Annotated in this window: 22 protein-coding genes; 14 read left to right on the top strand and 8 right to left on the bottom strand. The window is 41.0% G+C overall.

The window, feature by feature from the left end; all coding sequences use genetic code 11:
* Window positions 1-52: 52 nt before the first annotated feature.
* The 4 genes from ACFEL9_RS25455 (at window position 53) to ACFEL9_RS25470 (ending at window position 5,842) form a co-directional block, all read left to right on the top strand.
* A complete protein-coding gene (locus ACFEL9_RS25455; protein ID WP_385896041.1) occupies window positions 53-2,590 on the top strand; it encodes a helix-turn-helix domain-containing protein in 2,538 nt (845 codons plus the stop codon).
* 173 nt (window positions 2,591-2,763) lie between these two features.
* Complete coding sequence (locus tag ACFEL9_RS25460; protein ID WP_385896044.1) at window positions 2,764-3,273, top strand: SET domain-containing protein; 510 nt, start codon at window positions 2,764-2,766, stop codon at window positions 3,271-3,273.
* Entirely contained in the window at window positions 3,242-4,393 is a 1,152-nt protein-coding gene (locus ACFEL9_RS25465) for a D-alanine--D-alanine ligase family protein (RefSeq protein WP_385896045.1), read from the top strand. The genes ACFEL9_RS25460 and ACFEL9_RS25465 overlap by 32 nt, the downstream gene beginning before the upstream one ends.
* Before the next feature lie 9 nt (window positions 4,394-4,402).
* Complete coding sequence (locus tag ACFEL9_RS25470; protein ID WP_385896048.1) at window positions 4,403-5,842, top strand: SET domain-containing protein-lysine N-methyltransferase; 1,440 nt, start codon at window positions 4,403-4,405, stop codon at window positions 5,840-5,842.
* Between the two features lie 60 nt (window positions 5,843-5,902).
* On the opposite strand, the gene ACFEL9_RS25475 is transcribed toward ACFEL9_RS25470, so the two are convergent.
* The 4 genes from ACFEL9_RS25475 to ybeY form a co-directional block, all read right to left on the bottom strand.
* Complete coding sequence (locus tag ACFEL9_RS25475) at window positions 5,903-6,724, bottom strand: energy transducer TonB (protein ID WP_385896049.1); 822 nt, start codon at window positions 6,722-6,724, stop codon at window positions 5,903-5,905.
* Window positions 6,725-6,871: 147 nt separating this feature from the next.
* Window positions 6,872-8,734, bottom strand: a complete 1,863-nt coding sequence (gene mnmG, locus ACFEL9_RS25480; RefSeq protein WP_385896052.1) for a tRNA uridine-5-carboxymethylaminomethyl(34) synthesis enzyme MnmG — start codon at window positions 8,732-8,734, stop codon at window positions 6,872-6,874.
* 29 nt (window positions 8,735-8,763) lie between these two features.
* On the bottom strand, window positions 8,764-9,384 hold the full coding sequence (locus ACFEL9_RS25485; protein WP_385896054.1) for a hypothetical protein: 621 nt from the start codon (window positions 9,382-9,384) through the stop codon (window positions 8,764-8,766).
* A gap of 115 nt (window positions 9,385-9,499) precedes the next feature.
* Complete coding sequence (ybeY, locus tag ACFEL9_RS25490; RefSeq protein WP_385896057.1) at window positions 9,500-9,940, bottom strand: rRNA maturation RNase YbeY; 441 nt, start codon at window positions 9,938-9,940, stop codon at window positions 9,500-9,502.
* A gap of 63 nt (window positions 9,941-10,003) precedes the next feature.
* On the opposite strand from ybeY, the gene ACFEL9_RS25495 reads away from it, so the two are divergent.
* Window positions 10,004-10,234 carry a FeoA family protein gene (locus ACFEL9_RS25495; RefSeq protein ID WP_385896060.1) on the top strand — a complete coding sequence of 77 codons (231 nt, stop codon included), beginning with the start codon at window positions 10,004-10,006 and terminating at the stop codon, window positions 10,232-10,234.
* A 15-nt stretch (window positions 10,235-10,249) separates the two neighbouring features.
* On the top strand, window positions 10,250-10,822 hold the full coding sequence (gene nadD / locus ACFEL9_RS25500; RefSeq protein ID WP_385896062.1) for a nicotinate (nicotinamide) nucleotide adenylyltransferase: 573 nt from the start codon (window positions 10,250-10,252) through the stop codon (window positions 10,820-10,822).
* Window positions 10,823-10,839: 17 nt separating this feature from the next.
* Here nadD and ACFEL9_RS25505 read toward each other — a convergent pair whose 3' ends face one another.
* Window positions 10,840-12,081 (bottom strand): chromate transporter, encoded by a 1,242-nt coding sequence (locus ACFEL9_RS25505; RefSeq protein WP_385896064.1) that lies wholly within the window; start codon window positions 12,079-12,081, stop codon window positions 10,840-10,842.
* 115 nt (window positions 12,082-12,196) lie between these two features.
* Here ACFEL9_RS25505 and ACFEL9_RS25510 point away from each other — a divergent pair, with 115 nt between their 5' ends.
* Complete coding sequence (locus tag ACFEL9_RS25510) at window positions 12,197-13,489, top strand: amidohydrolase (protein ID WP_385896067.1); 1,293 nt, start codon at window positions 12,197-12,199, stop codon at window positions 13,487-13,489.
* Window positions 13,490-13,585: 96 nt separating this feature from the next.
* A complete protein-coding gene (locus ACFEL9_RS25515; protein WP_385896069.1) occupies window positions 13,586-14,443 on the top strand; it encodes a serine hydrolase in 858 nt (285 codons plus the stop codon).
* A gap of 13 nt (window positions 14,444-14,456) precedes the next feature.
* Here the strand turns inward: ACFEL9_RS25515 and feoB are convergent, their stop codons facing one another.
* Complete coding sequence (gene feoB / locus ACFEL9_RS25520; RefSeq protein ID WP_385896072.1) at window positions 14,457-16,568, bottom strand: ferrous iron transport protein B; 2,112 nt, start codon at window positions 16,566-16,568, stop codon at window positions 14,457-14,459.
* 170 nt (window positions 16,569-16,738) lie between these two features.
* Between feoB and ACFEL9_RS25525 the strand changes: the two genes are divergently transcribed.
* The 6 genes from ACFEL9_RS25525 (at window position 16,739) to ACFEL9_RS25550 (ending at window position 20,762) form a co-directional block, all read left to right on the top strand.
* Window positions 16,739-18,391 carry a M20/M25/M40 family metallo-hydrolase gene (locus ACFEL9_RS25525; protein ID WP_385896075.1) on the top strand — a complete coding sequence of 551 codons (1,653 nt, stop codon included), beginning with the start codon at window positions 16,739-16,741 and terminating at the stop codon, window positions 18,389-18,391.
* Window positions 18,392-18,407: 16 nt separating this feature from the next.
* Window positions 18,408-18,644: a hypothetical protein gene (locus tag ACFEL9_RS25530; protein ID WP_385896077.1), complete on the top strand. Its 237-nt coding sequence runs from the start codon at window positions 18,408-18,410 to the stop codon at window positions 18,642-18,644.
* Window positions 18,645-18,804: 160 nt separating this feature from the next.
* Window positions 18,805-18,978, top strand: coding sequence for a type II toxin-antitoxin system RelE/ParE family toxin (locus ACFEL9_RS25535; protein WP_385896151.1), 174 nt, complete (start codon window positions 18,805-18,807; stop codon window positions 18,976-18,978).
* Between the two features lie 18 nt (window positions 18,979-18,996).
* Window positions 18,997-19,446: an IPExxxVDY family protein gene (locus ACFEL9_RS25540; protein WP_385896080.1), complete on the top strand. Its 450-nt coding sequence runs from the start codon at window positions 18,997-18,999 to the stop codon at window positions 19,444-19,446.
* A gap of 37 nt (window positions 19,447-19,483) precedes the next feature.
* Window positions 19,484-19,720 carry a 4a-hydroxytetrahydrobiopterin dehydratase gene (locus ACFEL9_RS25545; protein ID WP_385896083.1) on the top strand — a complete coding sequence of 79 codons (237 nt, stop codon included), beginning with the start codon at window positions 19,484-19,486 and terminating at the stop codon, window positions 19,718-19,720.
* Between the two features lie 91 nt (window positions 19,721-19,811).
* On the top strand, window positions 19,812-20,762 hold the full coding sequence (locus ACFEL9_RS25550; RefSeq protein WP_385896085.1) for an NmrA/HSCARG family protein: 951 nt from the start codon (window positions 19,812-19,814) through the stop codon (window positions 20,760-20,762).
* Between the two features lie 105 nt (window positions 20,763-20,867).
* Here ACFEL9_RS25550 and ACFEL9_RS25555 read toward each other — a convergent pair whose 3' ends face one another.
* Together ACFEL9_RS25555 and ACFEL9_RS25560 are read right to left on the bottom strand one after the other, a co-directional pair.
* Window positions 20,868-21,332 (bottom strand): hypothetical protein, encoded by a 465-nt coding sequence (locus ACFEL9_RS25555; protein ID WP_385896086.1) that lies wholly within the window; start codon window positions 21,330-21,332, stop codon window positions 20,868-20,870.
* 196 nt (window positions 21,333-21,528) lie between these two features.
* Complete coding sequence (locus tag ACFEL9_RS25560) at window positions 21,529-22,335, bottom strand: cyclase family protein (protein ID WP_385896089.1); 807 nt, start codon at window positions 22,333-22,335, stop codon at window positions 21,529-21,531.
* Window positions 22,336-22,391: the final 56 nt, after the last annotated feature.

A 22,391-nucleotide genomic window follows, 5' to 3' on the forward strand; every position in this document is an offset into this window, starting at 1 on the left:
TCAATATTTGATTCGTGATAATTCGAGTAATTCGTGGCTAAATAAATAATCTGTGGCAGACATCACGCCCGATACATCAAATACAATGTTTAGCCTTGCGGCTGAGCTCGTGAATAAAAGTTCCCGCAACATTTTTCTGACTGGCAAAGCCGGTACCGGGAAAACTACTTTTTTAAAATATATCCGAAACAAATCGCCCAAGCAAATGGCTATAGTAGCGCCAACCGGCGTGGCAGCGATCAATGCCGGTGGCGTAACCATTCATTCTTTTTTTCAACTACCTATATCTCCTTTTATACCTGCTTCGACGGGGTATGGTCATAATGATGCCATTGCTGACCGGCATAGCTTGCTAAGTCGTCTTCGGCTTAATGCTGAAAAAAGAAAACTGTTGCAGGAATTAGAACTGTTGGTGATTGATGAAATCAGTATGGTTCGTTGCGACACCCTCGATGCCATCGATACGATATTGCGGCATATAAGGCAGCGGAACTTCGAGCGGTTTGGCGGCGTGCAGGTGTTGTTTATTGGTGATATGTACCAGCTGCCGCCGGTCGTGCCTGTCCAGGAGTGGCAAATTCTATCGCAGTATTACAAGAGCCCTTATTTTTTTGACAGTAAAGTAATAGAGGAAGAGCCTCCTGTTTATATAGAATTCAATAAAATTTACAGGCAAAATGATGAACAGTTTATTCAGCTTCTCAACCAAATTCGCAACAATGAAATAGATGGCGAGGGCCTGCAGATTTTGGAGAGCCGGCTGATACCGGACTTTCGCCGTAGTAAAAATGATGGTTATATTATTCTTACCACCCACAATCGAAAAGCGGATCTTATCAATGGGGAGGAGTTGGAAAAGATAACGGAAAAGTCAATGGTTTATCGGGCTGAGATCACCGGAGAGTTTCCGGAAAAAGCTTACCCGGCAGAGGAAGCGCTGGTCCTGAAGCCCGGCGCACAGGTCATGTTTATTAAAAATGACGCTGCTGACAAGGGTAAGCGATACTTTAATGGGAAAATCGGAACGATAAAAAAACTGGAAGGGGACAAAATAACTGTTCAATGCAGGGGCGAGGAGCATGAGATTGAAGTAAGCCGTGAAACCTGGAGCAATATCAGGTACTCTCTCAACAATGTAACGAGAAAGCTGGAAGAAGATGTATTAGGATCCTTTGTGCAATATCCTTTGCGATTGGCCTGGTCGATTACTATCCACAAGAGCCAGGGACTAACATTTGAAAAAGCTATTATAGACGCTGAAGAAGCTTTTGCGGCAGGCCAGGTTTATGTGGCACTGAGCCGTTGTACTAATTTGCCGGGATTGATTTTACAAACAAGGGTTCGGCCATCAAGCCTGCATAGTGATAGCAGGATTGTTGCTTTTTCAGAGAATCAATCTAACTTGAAAGGATTGGAAAGCGAATTAGAGCGGGCCAAGCTAAATTATGAGCTAACTATTTTGTTATCCACTTTTGATTTTGCGGTCGCCCTTGAAAACTGCCGGATATTATTAGATTATATAATAGAGCATAAGACGTCTTTTAGCAATGATTCGATGGGTTGGCTAACGTCGTTGAAAGAGAAAGTAGGTGGTATTAACGAGGTGGCTAAGAAGTTCCAGGCACAGTTAGGAAACCTGTTTCAACAAGAGGCCGTGGATCATGATAAAATAGATGAAAGGCTGAAAGCTGCTGGAACCTTTTTTAAGGAAAAAGTAAATGAAGCAATTAACTATTTGCAAAGCTCTCCGGTTAGCACGGATAGCCGTCAGCATGCAAGGGAGTATAATGATAGCCTGAAGGAGGTTTTTGCGCTTCTTTCGTTAAAACAGTATTTGATCCGCGGTTTTGAAAATGGATTTTCGATAGACCTTTACCAGCAACTTAAAAAGGCGTTTACTGTTCCTATATTTTCCATCAATGCCTATGCAACGGCGAGCACAGATAGATCCGATCTTCCTCACCCTTCTCTATATATGCAGTTAAAGATCCTTCGGGATTCTATTTGTTCTAAAGCAAACCTTCCTATTTATATTGTTGCCGGTAGCAACACCCTTGCGGAGATGAGCCGGTATTTGCCCCAAACGCTAGCCGAGTTAAGAAAAATCAGCGGTTTTGGAGAGGCGAAGATTGAAAAGTATGGCCAGTCGTTCCTGGATATTATTGTCCGATACAGTAAAACAAAGGGACTGGAATCATTGATTCATGAGAAGACACCGAAACGGGAAAAAAAAGATCCGGGTGCTGTTAAGAAGCCGAAGGTTGATACAAAAGCGGAGTCTTTTAAACTTTTTAAGGAGGGACGGGCTGTTAAAGAGATTGCAGCATTGAGAAATCTTACTGACCAAACAATCGAAGGCCACCTGGCTTATTATGTTCAACAAGGGACTATTCATATTGAAGAGCTGGTAAGCAGGGAAAAGTTGGTGATCATTGAGCCGGCTTTGCAAGCAATGAAGGGTTCTCCTTTAAACATCATCAAAGAAAAGCTTGGTAGTTCCATTGGCTTTGGCGAAATCAAGTTAGCAATTGCATGGAAAGAATTTCAACAGAACCAAGAGAATGGGTCGGGCAACGACGAAAGTCTTTGATCAGTCAGCTTGTTTCTGCTATTGGTATAACAAGTCCTTTCGTATAATAGGGTCATTGAAGTAATCAGTAAACGTGTCAATGTTATTCAACTATTGTTATTAATTATTCACATTTATGAATAGAAGATTTGTTACATAAAAGTTTATCAATATCTTTTCATATCAATTGAAATATGATAACCCATTCAAGTTCCGACTATCGCATTATCAGCGATCATACATTCGCCGTTGTCAGGCAAAATCTCAGTAACAATCAAAAAGGTTTTTTTGCGCAGCGGGCCTATCAGCCGGGCGATGTTGTTATTGAATTTTCTTCGAGGGAAATAGTTGCTGAGCCCAATTACCTCACCGTGCAGGTTGGTATTGATAAACACATTTTATTACACCCGGAGCATCTGCAATACATCAACCATAGTTGCGATCCCAATGTTTTTTTCGACACACATGCTATGCACATTGTGGCCTTGCGACCAATAGCAGAAGGCGATGAGATGACTTTTTTCTATCCCTCTACTGAATGGGATATGGCTCAACCGTTCACTTGTTTTTGTGGAAGCATAAAGTGTCTTGGTGAAATAAAGGGAGCCGCACACATACACCTGGACATACTGAAAAACTATACATTGACCCGATTCATCGAACAACAACTGCATGATCGTTCAAACAGGGAAAAAAGAGCTTAAGCGAAAGGTTTCGAAGCAGAAGCCGGCGGCAATTGATCCGATACAAAGATTAAAGATCTGGATACTTTTTCCTTACCTGGAAACAGACGACCCCAATCTTCAATATTATTACGACTTTTCTCAAAGCCTTGAAGAATACAGGCGGGTTTTTGATGAAATAGGTGCGGACTGGACATGGCAACCGGTCACGATGCAAAACTTCCAGGAAATTATTGCCACGATTAAAAAGAAGTCAGGTAGAAAAATACCGCTGGTCTTAAACCTTTGCGATGGTGATGAGGTAAACGGTACGCCGGGTGTGTCGGTTATTCATGAGTTGGAAAACAATAAATTGATCTTTACCGGCTCTGATGCTCATTTTTACAATATCACTACCTCCAAAATACCCATGAAAAAGGCGTTTGATGACGCCGGTGTTGCTACAGCAAAATGGGAAATTATCGACGGGAGTCAAGAATCGATCAAAGGAATCTGTAAAAGATTAGGAGCACCACTGATTATTAAACCTGCAGTATCCGGTGGAAGCATGGGTGTATCAGTAAAGAATGTGGTTTACACTGACGATGAACTAAGCGATCGCATTAATGAAATAAAAAAGGGTTACCGGGGTTGGAATTTATTGGCCGATGGGTTGTTTGTAGAACAATTTATTACAGGCCCGGAATACACTTCTTTTATAGTGGGATCTTCAACCCGTCCCAAATCTTGTTTTGTTTTTCCACCTGTTGAGCGGGTCTTTCATGAGTCGTTGCCGGATGAAGAAAAGTTTCTTTCATTTGATAGACTTTGGGAAATCTATGAGGATGAAAAGCCCATGCCCGCCGATGAGAATTTTTATGATTATCACCAACCAGATCAATCATTAGTAAAAGCTATCGAACAGTTAAGCCTGGAGGCATACTTGTCCGTGGGAGGGATGGGATATGGACGACTGGATATTCGAATGGATAAGAACACCGGCAAGTTATATATGCTTGAAGTGAATGCTCAGTGCGGATTAAGTGAAGACGAGGACTATACATCTATTGGCGCTATTCTCCGCTATTCTAACAACTCGTTTGCTGACCTTGTAAGGCGGATTATTCACGATGCTTTCGCCAGAAGAAATTTAAAGCTTTAAATAAATACCATGAAGGTTTGTGTGCTACAACCCGATTATTCTACCACAGGGGTGGATTACAAATACTATGATCCGCCGAGGAATTTGTCAGCCTTGTTGCCGAACGATGAAGTGGATCATGTTTTTCTCAATAAGCTGACAACCTATCGCCAGCTGAAGGAGTTGAAGAAGAAGAACTATGATGTGTTTGTAAACCTGTGTGAAGGATACCTGGAATGGGAAGTCCCGTCTATTGACGTGATTCATTCTTTTGAATTGCTCGACCTGCCTCATACAGGTCCTACAGCCAAACTATATGATCCTACCAAGGAGTTAATGAAATATGTTGCGCATTGCGAGGGGGTAAAAACGCCTGGCTATTTTATCATTGAACAACCTGAGGATATCGACAAAGTGGAGAAATATTTGTCTTATCCAATGTTTATTAAGCCGGCAAAGGCCGGGGACAGTTTGGGTATAGATGAAAATTCGGTTTTGTATAATAAGCAGGACTTACTGAAAAAAGTCGTGGAAATATTTAATGAATATGGACCATTGTTGGTGGAGGAATATATTGACGGTAGGGAGTTCACCGTGTTGGTTGCAGCGAATAAGGATGGAAAAAGTTGCCGGGTTTTTAAGCCGGTAGAGTATGTCTTTCCCGAGGGAAAGTATTTTAAAACCTATTCATTAAAAACATCCGAGTTGCACCCGGACTGTAATTTTCCCTGTACCGATCCGGTGCTGGATAAAAAGTTAAGAGCAGCGACAGAAAAAATATTCCAGGGCTTTAATGGCGTGGGATATGCCAGGCTCGACTTTAGGATTGATGACAATAACGAAATTTATTTTCTCGAGATCAACTTTACCTGTTCTGTTTTTTATACAGACGGCTATGAAGGTTCGGCTGATTTCATTTTAAAGTTTGACGAAGCTGGTCAAAAAGGATTTCTTGAGCACATCATCGAAGAGGGAATCGCCAGGCACCGAAGGAAGAAAAAGCCATATGCGATGAAAGGCAACTCCATTGCAGGATTTGGAATTTATGCTACCCGTAATATCCGGAAAGGTGATGTCATATTTACGGGAGAGGAAAAGGCTCAGCGCATCGTGACCCGTAGGTTTGTCGAGAAAAACTGGGATAAGGAGCAGCAACTTCATTTTCGCAGATATGCGTATGCTTTAAGTGAGGAAGTGTTTGTGTTGTGGGATGAAGATCCTTCGGAGTGGGCGCCACAAAATCATAGCTGTGATGCGAACACAAGGCTCGATGGGTTAAATGTGATTGCGCTTAGAAATATTTCGCGAAATGAAGAGCTGACATTGGATTATTCTCAATTTTTGAATGAGACGATGGAACCCTTTGAATGTAGATGTGGATCTGTTAACTGTAGGGGAGAAATTAAAGGGGTAGTAAATAATTCGGTAACAAGCCGGGAGCAACAGACCTTAATTACAAAAGAGAAATAGTTAAGCAAAGAATCTAAAAACAAACAGACCCGCTTTCATGCGGGTCTGTTTTGTTTAAACCTATTCTTCTGATGCCACCTGGAATGTAATCGGTTGTCTACGATACGCCTTTACGCTGTGTCCATTTTGGATAGCGGGGTCCCATCTCTTTGCTTTTTTTAAAACCCTTATAGCTTCCTGTTCCAAGCCGTAGCCGATGTTAGTTAATGGTTTGATATCACTGACTGAACCATCAACATCAACCACAAACTGCATAATAACAGTATATCGACCAGCGGGAGCATTATTATCAACGGCAACCTGGCCATTCAAATTTCGTTCTAAAAATTTTATCCAGTCGCCATCAAACTTTGCCGGTATCTCCACTATTTCAAGGGGGCCTTCCGGTTCCTTTGTTACTTTGTTTTCAATAATTCCCTTTCCGTCATCAAGAATTTGAGGTTCTACTATACCGTTAAAGTCAATTCCATCTTGGGTCTTTACATCAATCTTTGCCATCGATAAATCATCCTGACTTGGTGGTGGTTCTTGCACTTTATCATCAGGTGCTACTACAATGTTTGTTAATTGCTCTGTTCTTATTTGTTGAGGCTCGGCTTGTCGGGGTGGCGGTTCAGGTAATGGATCTGGTTGCTTTAAATCCGGTTCAATCGTTGATATCGTTACTTCCGGTTTGATGATAAATCTTTCTTCTGTTTTTCTTTCTTTGTTTGCCAATACAACCCCGGCGAAGATTAACGAAGTAAAGACACCGGTAAAGATCAGCGACCTTGTAATTCGTGTGTGATAGGTTTTGCGTAGCTCATACGCACCATAGTCTTTGTTTCTGTTATCAAAAACAAGATCGAGTAGATCGGCAGAAAGAATTTTGTTGGTATCCATGGTTTAAGTTTTTTATTAACCATGAGATATTTCAACAACAGCAATTCCACAATATTTGGAAAAAATAAAGTTGTGTGGAATTATCTATGTAGCGCATCACTCTTTAACAAATGAAACTAAAAGAAAAAGATGAAGCAACTGAAATGGTTATCTTCCCATGTATACCATCAATATTTGCACATCACTGGGATTAATACCGGAGATTCGGCTCGCCTGTCCGAGTGTTCTTGGTTGAATGCGGCTTAACTTTTCTCTTGCTTCATTACCAAGTGAAAGAATTTTTTTATAATCAAACATAGATGGTATTTCAAGATCTTCTAATTGACTCATTCTTGTTACCAGTTCTTTTTCTTTCTCTATGTAAACATCATACTTCACTTGTATGGAAGCCTGTTCGATATTCTCTGTGGAGTAAATTGAAAGTTTTGTTTGTAAGGTTGGTAATGCATGCGCCAGTTGAGTTAATTCAATACCGGGCCGTAGCAAAATTTTTTCCGCTTTTTGTTTTTCTGTGATCAATGAAGAATTGATTGACTCAAAGAAAGGATTGACTTCTTCAGCTTCGATGCTTGTTTCTTTTAAAACAGTTTTAATCTCATCAACATCCTTTCGTTTTTTTACCACTTTATCCATTCTTTCTTGCGATGCCAGGCCAAGGCGATAACTTAGTTCTGTAAGTCGTAGGTCGGCATTGTCCTGGCGAAGCAATGTTCTGAATTCAGCCCTCGAAGTAAACATCCTGTAGGGTTCTTCGGTTCCTTTGCTAATCAGGTCGTCAATCAGTACACCGATATAAGCTTCGCTTCTTTTAAGAATAACCGGCTCTAATTCTCTTATAGCCTGGTGTGCATTGATACCAGCCATCAATCCCTGGCAGGCGGCCTCTTCATAGCCCGTTGTTCCATTGATCTGGCCAGCGAAGAAAAGATTTCGTATCTGTTTTGTTTCTAATGTGTGTTTTAGCTGGGTCGGAGGGAAATAATCATATTCAATGGCATAGCCCGGTCGGAAAATCCTGACATTCTCAAAACCAGGAACAGTACGAAGCGCTTCGTACTGAACTTCTTCAGGTAATGATGTTGAAAAGCCATTGACATATATTTCAACGGTGTTCCAACCTTCCGGCTCAATAAAAAGCTGATGCCTTTCTCTTTCCGCGAAGCGGTTAATCTTGTCTTCAATGCTGGGACAGTATCGGGGTCCCACCCCATCTATTCGTCCGGCAAACATTGGGCTGCGGTCGAAACCGGTTTTAAGAATATCGTGTACGGTTTGATTGGTATAGGTTACCCAACAGCTTCGTTGCTGTTTTGGCTTCGGGGTGTCCGTATAAGAAAACCCTGTGATCTCCTCATCGCCGGGTTGTTCCTCCATTTTGGAATAATCAAGGCTTCGGCCATCCACTCTTGGTGGTGTACCTGTTTTCAGCCGGTCACTTTCAAAGCCCAAAGAAACCAACTGCTCAGTGATACCGGTCGCTGCTTTTTCTGCAGCCCTGCCACCGCCAAAGTTTTTCTCACCAATATGAATGATGCCATTTAAGAATGTTCCGTTAGTGAGGACAACGGCCTTTGCTTTTATTTCATGTCCCAGGCCGGTGATTACGCCGCAGGCTTTACCATCTTTTATTACCAAACCTCTGACCATGTCCTGGTAAAAGTCAACATTGGGGGTTTTTTCCAGCATTTCCCGCCAGGTTCCGGCAAAAAGCATGCGGTCGCTCTGTGCCCGGGGACTCCACATCGCAGGTCCTTTGGAGCGGTTTAACATCCGGAATTGTATCATAGAGATATCCGTGACAATACCGGAATAGCCGCCTAAAGCGTCTATTTCCCGCACTATTTGGCCTTTTGCAATACCTCCCATGGCAGGATTACAGCTCATTTGAGCTATTGTCTGCATGTTCATGGTTACCAAAAGAACCTTTGAGCCAAGATTAGCCGCTGAGGCCGCTGCCTCACAGCCTGCGTGGCCCGCACCGACTACTATTACATCATATTCTGGAAACATAGGCTGCAAAGGTACTTTGTTGAAGGCCTTCAGATTTGAATATTTTTTTGAAGGAAGGCAATCTCCTTTTTAACCTCTTCTGGTGATCGTCCATGATTTAGAAGCTCAAACTCAAACATGGAATAGTTTTCAATTTGTGCCAGGTATTCCTTGTGTTCGGCAAGGAATTTTTGTTGTGGCTCTGAACTGGTTAATTCTGATAGTTCGATCCGGGCAATTTTATCTCTTAGCGCCTTTGTAATGGGATAACCTGTTTGTAAGTATAGTTCGTCAAAATATGATTTAGCTCCTAATACGTCTATCCTGTTTCCACGATTTTTATTGAGTTGAAACGGCTCGACCCTGAGATTTGTGAAGTTCCAGCAAAGCCTGAGCTCCTCGTCCACGGAATGATCAAAGTAGGTGACAGGAATAATGTGATCAAATTGCCAGTTTTTGGCAAAACTCTCCCAGCTGAGCTCACTGTTGAATTGATATTCAAACCACTTCCTGATATTTTCGATATCCAAACCAAAGTACGGAGCATAGGCGGGACAGGGGCTTTTTTCTATCACGTAACGGCGCAGAGTGATTTGCCACTTTCTTTTTTCACGAAAATTGAGTAAGGAAGGGGTGATTTCTGTTTTGGCTTGCCATCTCTTTCTCGCCATAGTTGAAGTTTTCCCAAAGATAAGGTTTCACGGGACACTGTTTCACTTTGAAACAGTGTCCCGTGAAACGAATAAATTATGATGAGGCTATTAGATACATTTCCTGACTTGATTTTCAGGCTTTCGAGTATAAGGCAATATAAAAATCCTCCTTCTCTCTCATCTTTCGGATTTGCTCTTTTGTTTTATCCTTGTAACCACATAGATGTAATGCGCCGTGAAAGATGACCCGAAGAAGTTCTCTTTGCAAGGTTTCTCCGATTGTTAAAGCATTGTCTTTTACCCTTTCAATGCTTATATAGATTTCCCCTTCTACAGGAGCACCCTTCGAGGATAATTCAAAGCTGATAATATCGGTATAGAAGTCATGGTTTAGATATTGGCGGTTTATCTCCAAAAGTTGTCTATCGGAACAAAAAATATAGTTGAGGCTCTGCAGACTTTTTTCCTCTCTTTTAAACAAAGATTCCAGGAATTTCTTTAGCCTCGTTCGCTGCTGCAGGTTTACTTGTGTTTGAAAAAAGAAATAAATCTTTGATTCTGTTGAGGATCGCATAATTTCAAAATTCGTAAACAAAGAACAGAATACAATGTTAGTTTTGTCGTAATTGGATTAAACATGAGTAAAAAATTGTCAGAGTTGAAGTTGGGCCAAAAGGCAATCATAAAGAGCTTTGGAAGCCAGGATATTTATTTAAAGCTCATGGAAATGGGTTGCTTGCCTGGTGAAGAGATCTCAGTAGATCAGGTGGCGCCATTGGGCGATCCGGTTTCTGTCTCCATCTCCGGTTACAAACTCAGTCTCAGGCTGGACGAGGCGGAACATATTATTGTTGAATCAATAAGCTGATAATCAATGTTTTAGATGAAAATTGGTCTTTATTTTGGGTCCTTTAATCCTGTACACCAGGGCCATCTTATCATTGCAAATTATATTTTGAACGAAACTCCTTTAAACAAGGTCTGGTTTGTCGTTTCGCCTCAAAATCCATTTAAACCAAGTTCGGCGCTCTTAAATGAATATGACCGGCTTCACCTTTTGCGGCTGGCAACAGAAGATGATCTCCGCATTAAAGTATCCGATATAGAATTTAGTCTTCCAAAACCCTCCTATACCAGCGTCACACTGGCGCACTTAAGTGAGAAACATCCCGATTATCAATTTTCTTTGATCATGGGGGGCGATAGTTTTCAAAATCTTCATAAGTGGAAAAACTATGAATATATTATAAAAAATTATCCTATTTATGTTTATAAAAGAGAAGGCTTCGAAATCCATAATACTATTCATGCTAACCTGACTATCATAGATGCACCACTCCTGCAGATTTCAGCCACACATATTAGGCAATTGGTCAAACAAGGCAAGTCGGTTCGATATATGGTGCCTGAAAAAGTGTACGAAGAAATTTTGAAGAGTAACTATTACAAAACGTAGGAACCTGTTTATATCTGCTAGAAAAAATAGCCCAATAAAAGGCAGGCAGCGACGATAACCGGCGCTGGAATTTTTGTGTAGCACAATAATAAAAATGTACTCAGTATGACGAGTATGTTCAATGCACTTATTGTTTTTACTTCGATCAACGAAATATCTTTCATGATATAAAAGGTGGAACCAATCATGATACCGACAACTGCAGCATTGATTCCTTCTAATGAGCGATAGACAGCTGCATATTTTTTTAAATTATTCCATATCGGGAAAAAAAACAGAACGAGCAATGCACTGGGTAAGAAGATTGCAACGGTCCCGATAAGACAGCCAATAACCTGGGCTTTGGTACCCATGTCTTTTAGGGCCATACCACCTGTGAAAGATGCAATAGAAAAAACAGGGCCCGGCACTGCCCGAACAATTCCCATTCCGGTATACATATCTTCCTTATCAATCCGTACTACGTCAGGATTTTTTTCACGAATCGCATCCGGTCTTACACTAAATTGCTCATACATGATGGGCATTAAAACCTGGCCACCGCCGAATACAAGGCTGCCCATCCGGTAAGTGTTTTCAAAAAGATTTATCGGTTTTCTATTTGGCCAATTATCTTTTCTTGCTGTTTCGCTTATAATACCAGCTGCAATGAATAAAATTCCAAAAAGCCAAAAGTTCCACCATTTTACCTTACTCGGTTTTTGTTCTACCTGTGGAATTCTTTTTTTACTAAGATTGGTTGCTACTCCACCCAATATGATCATCAATGGAAAAATAGCCGGGAGCTTGAACAAAAAATAAGTAGCAATGCTACTGACGATCATGATAAACCACGTAATGGTGTTTCGTATAGCATGCGGGAATGTGCTGACGCAGGCAAACACAAGGAAGCCGGCAGCCATCGGGGCAATGAATTTAAAAATATCTGTATCCAATGCCTTTTTATCAATATAGTGTAATAAAAAAGAAAGACCACCCATGAAAATGCAAGCCGGGAGAATCCAAATGATCAATGTAAGAACCGCAAGACCAACACCACCTCTTTTATAACCAATCAATGTAAGTGTTTGCGTAGAAGAAGCACCGGGTAAAAGCTGGCAAAAGGCATTATATTCCATCAGCTCTTTTTCAGTGAGATAAGGCGTTTGCCTGACGAAAGTTTTTATCATCATGGCAATATGTGCCTGTGGCCCACCAAAAGCAGTAACACTGTGTAATAACACAGCCTTTAAAAATGGTAAATGGCGGAGCGGCGGCATCAGAGCTTTCTCGTAAACATTCTGGAATAAAGTGATTGTTTGTAAGGACTCGTTCCTGGCATTTGAAGGTAGTTGATTAAAAACATTTTATGGTAAATTCATAAAAATTTTTATAATGAAGTTATGTACACCGATCTCTCTTCTTTTCCTATTTTCTGTTTCTTCAGTACAGGCACAACTTAAGCAAAAAATTTCGCAGGCGATTACCAAAATAGAACCACAATGTATCGAATGGCGCAGGCATTTGCATCAATATCCTGAATTAGGAAACAGGGAGTTTAAGACCGCAAAGATGGTGGCTGACCATTTAAAAAAATTGGGTGTTGAAGTAAAAGAGGGTGTTGGCAAAACAGGTGTAGTTGGTTTGCTGCGTGGCGCCAAACCAGGACCGTGTATCGCATTAAGAGCCGATATGGATGCACTTCCCATTGAAGAAAGAGTAAACATCCCCTATGCTTCCAAAGAAAAAACAATTTACAATAACCAGGAAGTAGGAGTAATGCATGCCTGTGGTCATGATGCACACGTTGCCATATTGATGAGCGTAGCCGAAGTGCTTGCAGGAATAAAATCAGAAATAAAAGGCACCGTCAAATTTATTTTTCAACCGGCTGAGGAAGGCGCTCCGGATGGTGAAGAAGGTGGCGCCTCGCTGCTGGTGAAGGAGGGTGTAATGGACAATCCAAGAGTTGACGCAATTTTTGGCCTGCATATCCAATCAAGAATTGAATCAGGCACCATTCAATACAGACCGGGAGCTTTTATGGCCGCTGCGGATTTTTTTAGTATAAGGGTAAAAGGCAAGGCCAGCCACGGATCGCAGCCATGGTTGGGTATAGATCCGATCGCTGCGTCAGCACAAATAATCCAGGGATTACAAAATATTGTAAGTCGTGCATCAGAGTTGACAAAAGCTCCTGTTGTGATAACAGTTGGAAAAATTCAAAGTGGTGTTCGTAACAATATCATACCGGAAGAATGCATTATGCTTGGCACCATCCGCACTCTCGATAGTGCTATGCAAAAAGATGTGCATGCAAAATTTAGAAATACAATCACAAAAATAGCAGAGGCGTCGGGGGCAGAAGCTGAAGTGGTTATTGATACAAAAACACTGGTTACTTATAATGATCCGGCTCTTGTAAAAAAAATGCTTCCCTCCCTCCAAAATGCTATTGGTGCTGGCAATGTATCGGAACGTGAGTGGGTGACAGGCGCAGAAGACTTCTCCTACTATGGAACAAAAGCTCCGGCATTTTTCTTTTATCTCGGTGGAATGCCAAAGGGCATGGATAAAGAAAAAGCAGCACCACATCATACACCGGATTTTTATGTAGAAGATAGTGCTATGAAGACCGGTGTTACGGCTTTTTGCCAATTGGTGACGGATTATTTGGGCATGAAGTAATGGTTGAAGCTGCTCTCACTTTTTGATCATCTTTAAAACCAACAGAACATAATAACGATGATAAAACTGGCCCTGCTACTTTGCTGCAATCTTTTTATGACGATAGTTTTCGCTCAAAAAACAGATAAAAAATTGCAATCACAATTAATTGAAGCAATACAAGGCTTTCGGGGCGATGCAGGCATTTATATCAAAGAATTAAAATCAGGAAAAGTTGTTGCTATCAATGCCGATACCGTTTTTCCAACGGCCAGTATTGTAAAAGTGCCCATATTGGTTGGCGTAATGGATAAAATAGTAAAGGGAGAGTTGCATTATGATTCTGCTCATGTTTATAAAGATTCATTATTGTACGAAGGCGAAGACATTCTTGGCTCATTTAAGGACGGAGAAAAAATTGCATTGAAAAAAGTAATTATGCTGATGCTGACAACCAGCGACAATACCGCGAGCCTTTGGCTGCAAAAATTGGCAGGCATGGGTACAAGGATCAATGCCATTTTAGATAGTATGGGCTTTCAATACACAAGAGTAAACTCCAGAACTCCGGGACGTGAAAATAACAGGAGTCTGTATGGTTGGGGACAAACAACACCCAAAGAAATAGGAACATTATTCGAAATGATTTATCGGAATAAAATCTTTTCACCTGCTGCTTGTGACAGAATGATGCGATGCCTGGGAAGGAATTATTGGGATGAAAATGAAGCCATTTCCCAGATACCTCCTTACATTGAAGTGTTTAGTAAAAATGGTTGTGTGAATGCGGTACGCAGTGAGGTGTTATTGGTTAATGCTCCCAACAATCCTTATATCTTTTGCATTTTTACAAAGAACAACAAGGACACGAGTTGGAAACATGATAATGAAGCCTGGCAGTTGGCACGTAAAACATCAAAACTGGTGTGGGAATATTTTGAGCCGAAGGATAAATGGGAAAGCCCTAATCCCTGATTTGCGGAAACGATTATTTCAACAACTGGTAGGCCATAAAGCTAATGATGTAGGCAAGTCCTGTCATATATAACAGTTGTATGATGGGCCATTTCCAACTGCGGGTTTCTCGTTTTACAATCGCCAGGGTACTCATACATTGCATGGCAAAAACATAAAACAACATCAGGGAGACACCGGTCGCTAATGAATAAACCGGTTTACCATCGGGACGAACGGCTGCTTTCATCTTTTCCTTCAACGGTCCTTCATTATTTTCATTGCCGACACTATAAAGTGTAGCCATTGTTCCAACAAAAACCTCCCTTGCTGCAAAGGATGTAATCAGTGCAATGCCAATCTTCCAGTCATAGCCCAATGGATCAATAACGGGTTCAATAGCCCTGCCCATCAAACCTACATAGGAGTTTTCTAACTTTTTATTGCCATACTCATTTTGAATAGACGTGGTATCGGCATTTGGCTGCGCCAACGCCTGTTGATATTGAACGGTAGCTTCATGCATTTTTTCTTTAGGACCAAATGAACTTAGCGCCCAAAGAATAAGACTGATGACCATAATAATTTTGCCGGCATCAATGACAAATATTTTTGCTTTGCTCCACATGGTGTGCCAGACATTTTTCCATCTTGGCGAACGATATACCGGCAACTCTAAAATGAAAAAACTTCTTTCTTTTATTTTAATAAACCATTTGGCCACATAAGCAACAAGCAGCGCCATTACAAAACCAAGCAGGTAAAGACCAAGCATTACCAATCCCTGCAAACCAATAAAACCAAAAAAATATTTGTTGGGAATAACCAGGCCGATCAAAATGGTATAAACGGGCAATCTTGCCGAACAACTCATGAGCGGAGTGATCAAAATGGTAAGCAGTCTTTCTTTCCTGTTCTCAATATTCCGTGTACTCATGACAGCCGGTATAGCACAGGCAAAACCACTGATCATGGGCATCACACTTTTGCCATTAAGCCCAACTGTCCGCATCATTCGGTCAGTGAGAAAACTGATGCGGGCCATATAACCGGTATCTTCCAAAATGGTGATCAAACCAAAAAGAATAGCTATTTGCGGTACAAACATCACGATGCCGCTAAGTCCGGCTACTATTCCGTTGATGAAAAGATCGGTCACATTATTTTCAGGCAGCACCGACGAAAGCCAGCCACTGAGGGAGCCAAATCCCTGGTCGATCCAATCCATGGGATAGCTGGCAAGAAAAAAAACACTTTGGAATAATAAAAACAAAACTGCCAGTAGTATCAGGTAGCCCCATCGCCGGTGAAGCAAAATGTCATCAAGCCTTTCAGTAAACAACGTTTTTTGCAAAGGATCAGGCTCTGAGACTGTCAGCTGCATGATGTGCTTGATACGACTGTATCTATGCAGAATTTCTTCTGCCTGGGTTTTAGTTGGATTGAACTTGTTTTTCTGTTCGATGGATTCAATCACATCCTGTGTCTTTGCATCCAGCGCAAATGATTCATGATTGATGAGATAATGAATAGCCGTATAGTCGCTTAAATGAGGAATTTGATGGCGGAGCTCATCGATAGCTGTAGCGGCCAGGTCTTTATTATCTATAAAATCGTTAATCGGTGGTTTGTAGAGATTGAGTGCGGTTTGCTCAATTGCTTTTTTTAATTGGGGAACCCCTTTATGTTTTCTCGGATTAACAGCAATCACCGGCACTCCCAATTCCCTTTCCAGTTCAGTAATATCAATTTTTATTCCTTTTTTGTTAGCGATATCCATCATCGTCAATACGATGACCACCGGAATTTTCAGGTCGATCAACTGGGTGCAAAAAAGAAGATTGCGTTTTAGATTGCTGGCGTCGGCTACGGCAACCACCACATCTGCCTTTAATTCGTCCTGGTTCAGTAACACTTTATAGCTCACCCATTCATCAAGTCGCCTGGGGTATAAGCTGTAGGAACCAGGCAAGTCGATGATCTCAGCTTCTCCGATTGACAGCAGTGTTGTCCCTGTTTTTTTATCAACGGTGACCCCCGGGAAATTGCCCACTTTTTGCTTCAACCCTGTGAGACAATTGAATAAAGAACTCTTTCCGCTATTAGGATTTCCGACAAGGGCAATATGTAATTTTCGTTTATCCAATTTAAAAGGGGTGCAAAAATAGAAAGCAACGGGTATAATCTGTTACGAAATCCGATTTTATGACAATCTGGTTCGTTAAAAGGTTTATAATATTAAAATTGAGAATAAACAATGAGGTAATATTAAAAGAAATGCCTCGCCTGTTAACTTTGTGTTTCAATTGTTACCTTATGGTTATCCTACGAATAAAGCTGTTGTTTGCTGTTACCCTGGTTGTAACCAGCTCTTTTGCCCAAAAAATAAAGAAAGAAGACAAGATTACATTAGCCAACCTGAAAACCCATATTTCATTTTTGGCCGATGACAAACTGGAAGGAAGAAGAGCCGGAAGCAACGGTGAAAAATTGGCCATGGAGTATATCAGCGAAAAGTTCAGGGCCAATGGAATCCAGCCCAAAGGAACAGAGGGTTATTTTCAATCCTTTGATATCAACGAAGGAAAGCGTATTGGTGAAAAGACTTCCTTTAGTATTAACGATACATCCTTAAAGGCCGGAGAAGATTTCTTCCCCTTTTTATTCAGTGCCGAAAAATCCCTGGAAGCTTCGCCTGCAATTGCCATACAGGAAGCAGATATGCCCTGGTTTATTGATCTGAAGGAAATAATAGAAGACAATAAACCCAACCCGCATTTTGACCTGGCTGACTATATTAAAACCAATTCAAAAAAAGCGCATAACCGCGGTGCTACAGCTGTCATTATTTATAACACTTCTGCCGACGATGATAAACTTGCTTTCAATCCAAAAGAAAAAACGGACCAGTTGTCAATCCCGGTCATATACGTAAAAAAAGAAGCGGCTAAAAAATATTTCAATGATCCTACTGCCACTTTGAATATAAAGCTTAATGTAGAAATTAGCGAAAAGAAACGTACCGGGCATAATGTAATTGGATATATCGACAATGGTGCAGCTACCACGGTGATACTGGGCGCCCATTTTGATCACCTGGGATACGGAGAAGATGGGAACTCGATGTTACGTACGGGTGAAAAATTGATACACAACGGAGCAGATGATAATGCCAGTGGCACGGCCGCCCTGATTGAACTGGCCAGAATTTTAAAAACAACCAAAGTCAAAAATAATAATTATCTCTTCATAGCTTTTTCTGGAGAAGAACTGGGTTTGTTTGGTTCAAAGTATTTCACGGAAAATCCCACCATTGATTTGAAGACCACCAACTACATGGTCAATATGGATATGGTGGGCAGACTTAATGATAGTACAAAGACATTAGCTGTCGGCGGCTTTGGTACTTCGCCAACCTGGTCTTTGGTTATAAATGCCAATGATAAAAAACTTCCATTTGCAATAAAGATCGACTCCAGTGGTGCCGGTCCCAGCGATCATACTTCCTTTTATAGAAAGGATATTCCTGTTTTATTTTTCTTTACCGGGCAGCATAAGGACTATCACCGCCCCAGTGATGATGCGAACAAGATCAATTATGAAGGAGAATTGGCGGTCATCAATTACATCAATAGTCTTATCACCAATTTGAATAAACAAACACAGCGTTTGGTGTTTACAAAAACAAGAGAACAACAGGTTTCTATGTCATCGTTTAAAGTGACATTGGGTATTATGCCAGATTATACATTTTCGGGAGTTGGTGTGAGAGCCGATGGTGTAACGGATGGCCGGCCGGCTTCTAAGGCCGGACTAAAGGCCGGCGATATAATTATTCAACTGGGAGAAAATGCTATCACCTCCGTTGAAAATTATATGAAGGCATTAAACAAGTTTAATAAAGGAGATAAGACGAAAGTAAAATATAAAAGAGGGAGTGAAACGATAGAATCGGAAGTTCAGTTTTAATGAGTAATTTTAAGAAATGCAAAAAATAATCGTACATATCAAGGATCAGAAAAAACTGGCATTTACTAAAGAATTACTGAAGTCGTTTAGTTTTTTGGAAGTGGAAGAAATAAATGTCAAAGCCGGTAGCAAAAAGAAAGCTCCAAAAACCCGTCAACAGGAATTGGTCAATGCTTTTAAAGAAGTAAAAAGTTCCCTGGAAGGAAAAAGAAAATTGAAGTCTTTTGAAAAATTACTCAAAGAACTTAGCTAATGGCGAAGCTAAAAATTGAGTTAACCCATCTTTTTGAGAAGGAGTTAAAGGCACTATACAAAAAATATCCTTCCATTATAGAAGACCTCCGAATCCTTAATCTTTCCCTATTGGAGAATCTAACGCAGGGGGAACCGTTAGGGAAAGATTGCTATAAGAGATAAGGGTTAAAGTTGCTTCAAAAAATAAAGGCAAAAGCAGCGGCGCCCGGATTATCACCTGTGTAAAACTGGTTAAGGATACAATTTTTCTTATTTCAATTTACGATAAGTCAGAGAGGCAAAATATTACCCGTAATGAGCTGGCCATAATTTTGAAACAAGCCGGTTTATAATTATAAAAAAAGAGTATCGTGTCTGAACGCAGCCTGAAATTATCGATCAATAATCATGACCTGGCCGAAGCTTTTTTTGAAGATACCCGGCTGCTGGGAATCATGGCACCGGTAAAAGACTACCAGTTTTGCTGGCAGCTCAATAGCCTGCTGGGAATGGACTTCCGGATTAATCACGAATTGGAAATTGGTCTTAAGAAAAAAAAACGGGACTATTTTTTTTCAATCTTTGAGTATCATGAACCGACAGGTTCATTGTCACATTACTTATACAACAATCAGTTTGAAGGGGAGTATCTATTGCCCGAGTTTAAACATCTTGATTTTCTGTGGCTGATGAAAGACGACCTCGTCACTGATGAAGACCTTCATAAAATCATCAATCCTGTTCGATCTATAACAGGGGTCCAACTAGTGATCGAATTAACTAATGAAAAAATAAAGAATAAGGAACACCTGGTTTTTTAGTAAAAGGTTTTTTCTAACCCATCTAAATTGAAATTGTATGTGGAAGGAAACTGAAAACAAATTGTACCGGAAATTCCAGTTTAAAAATTTTAGTGAAGCCTTTGCCTTTATGACAAGAGTAGCGTTGGCTGCTGAAAAAATGGATCACCACCCCGAATGGAAAAATGTTTGGAACACGGTGGAGGTTTGGCTTTGCACACATGATGCAGGGGATATTGTGACAGACAGAGACCGGAAACTTGCCGGTAAGATCGACGCCTTGATTAGCGAATAAAATCCGTACAACTATTTTGGTAAAAAAATTAGAAGGGGATAAACCAAAATCTTATCTCCTTGTTTTGTAACTTCTGCTAAAATTTATTCTTATGCCATCCAGGAAAATCATCGCCATCTTTGGCGCTACGGGTGCACAGGGAGGTGGATTGGCCCGTGCTATTCTTCATGACAGTAATAGTGAGTTTGCTGTTCGTGCCATCACAAGAGATCCGGCTTCTGATAAAGCCAAAGAGCTTTCGAAGATGGGAGCCGAAGTCGTTGCTGCTGATGTTGATGATCTTGAAAGTATGACCAAAGCTTTGGAAGGTACATACGGCGCCTACCTCGTCACCTTTTACTGGGCACATTTTTCGCCGGAGAAGGAGATTGCTGAAGCAAAGATGATGGCGGACGCTGCAAAAAAAGCCGGTCTTAAACATGTGATATGGTCCACCCTGGAAGACACCCGAAACTGGATACCGCTTTCCGATGATCGAATGCCAACCCTGATGGGAAAATATAAAGTCCCTCATTTTGATGGAAAGGGAGAATCCGATCATTTCTTTACCGATGCAGGAGTGCCGACCACCTTCTTTTTGCCTTCTTTCTATTGGGAAAACCTGATTTATTTCGGCTCCGGTCCTAAACGTGGTGCCGATGGTAAACTGGCTATTACTTTCCCTATGGGGGATAAAAAGCTTTCCGGTATCGCCTCTGAAGATATAGGTAAATGTGCCTATGGAATCTTCAAAAGGGGTTTATCCATGGTTGGCAAAAGAATTGGTGTTGCCGGCGGAGAACCAACCTGCCGGCAAATGGCTGAATCGTTGACAAAAGCCCTTGGTGAAGAAGTCGTTTATAATGAAGTAACACCGGAAACGTACCGGAGTTTTGGTTTTCCCGGAGCTGATGACCTGGGTAATATGTTCCAGTTTTATCGTGACTTCGAAGAAGTATGCACATCTACAAGGGATGTCAAATTTTCCAAACAACTTAATCCATCCATTCAGTCGTTTGATCAGTGGCTGACGGAAAATGCGGCGAAGATCCCGATTGATTGAATTATTAGCTTGGAATAGGCGAACTCTTCATCCTTGCAACTAAATGGGTAATGCAGGGGATAGTTTACATGCCTTAGCCGAATTCAAGTTATTTGCGGATAAAGGCTACTGTTTAGTTTTTTGCCGCCGTGATTTTTCTAACGCCTGAATATAGGCCTTCATCCACTTTGAAAACGCACCGGTACCATGCTTGGTTTTGTAAACAGTGCCTGTTCGCCGATCTTGTACCTGAAACCTTGCATAGGTATGCAGTCCGTAGTCAACGCTTTGACCGTTGTCCTTAAACTGTCTTCCTCTGTTTGCACTACGCTGTGCGCTGTTTGCAGATATGTATTCTTGATTAAACTCTTCATCAAATACGTATCTGTATACCTCTATACTTTTATACTTGCTGCTTTCTAATTCACTTTTGTCAATAATAATGTACTTGCCAAAATAATTTTTTTCAAAATTCTCCTCCAGATACTTGTCATAACTCCTCTTTCCTTTCCTTATAACCAGTAATGTTTCGTTAGTATTTCCAAAATCTGGCGGTACTTGCTCTCCGTCATCTTTGATGCTGCTTTTCATTGTGCTGACACAGGACGAAAAACTAAGGAAACATGCGACAAGTAGTAGTAGTCTGAATGGAAAAATCATTTTAAAGAAATTGATGGCTTGTAATACTATTTCGGAAAGTAAAACCTTCTTCTTGTATTACCAAACACAATCAAATATTTTTCCACGCTTAATCTGTAACTATAATTACGACAACAAGAGGCTCTATCTATTTCCTCATCCAGGCAATTATTCGCAAGGGTCCACCGCTTCCATTTTTTATTTTCATTGGAAGGGCTACGACATAGGATCCCATTGGGGGTAATTGATCCATGTTAGCTACGTTTTCAAATGCCGGGATGTCGGCGCCCATTAGTACCTGGTGGGTTTTAAAATCTTTTGATTGTCCGTAGTCGATGCTGGGAGTGTCAATACCAACTGCTTTTACTTTGTGCTGTACTAACCATTCCGCCGCTTTCGGATCAATGCCGGGAAAATGTAGTTTGGCTATTCCGGCTTCACCTTTTTCAGCCGTGCCAAAATATTTTTCTGCATCGGGATAAAATTTTCCATAACTAGTCCTGAATAATACGATCGCATTTTCTTTGATTGCACCGTTCGTTTTTTCCCACTGGTTTATATCATCAACAGTAATAAGATAGTCGCGGTTGTTTACTGTTTTGGCAGATACATCAATAACCACGGCATCTCCGGTAAGTTGATCCAATTGTAGTTTATCTGTACTCAATCCCTTTGCTGAAAAATGAACCGGGGCGTCAAGGTGAGTACCTCCATGTTCCGGCGCTGTAAACGCAAAGGAAGAATAATAGAATCCGCTTTCCGTATTTCCTTCTGCAAGGGTATCCAGCCTGAATCCAGAAGGATTATTTGGCCAATACAGCGTCTGATCGGAGAAGTCATAACTCAGATCAATCCATTTACCGCTATTAAGAAGGTCGCCAGCATTAGGTTGAGATTGGGTGCAGGAGAATAGCACCGGAAGAGTGAGTGTAAATACAGCCTTGATCAGTTTCATATAAGTTTAGTTTGACCGGTTAACTAATCAATAATGTCAAACTAAATTTAATTATA

Origin of the sequence: Terrimonas alba, from assembly GCF_042434975.1 — a bacterium.
In the GTDB taxonomy this organism is placed as follows: domain Bacteria; phylum Bacteroidota; class Bacteroidia; order Chitinophagales; family Chitinophagaceae; genus Terrimonas_B; species Terrimonas_B alba.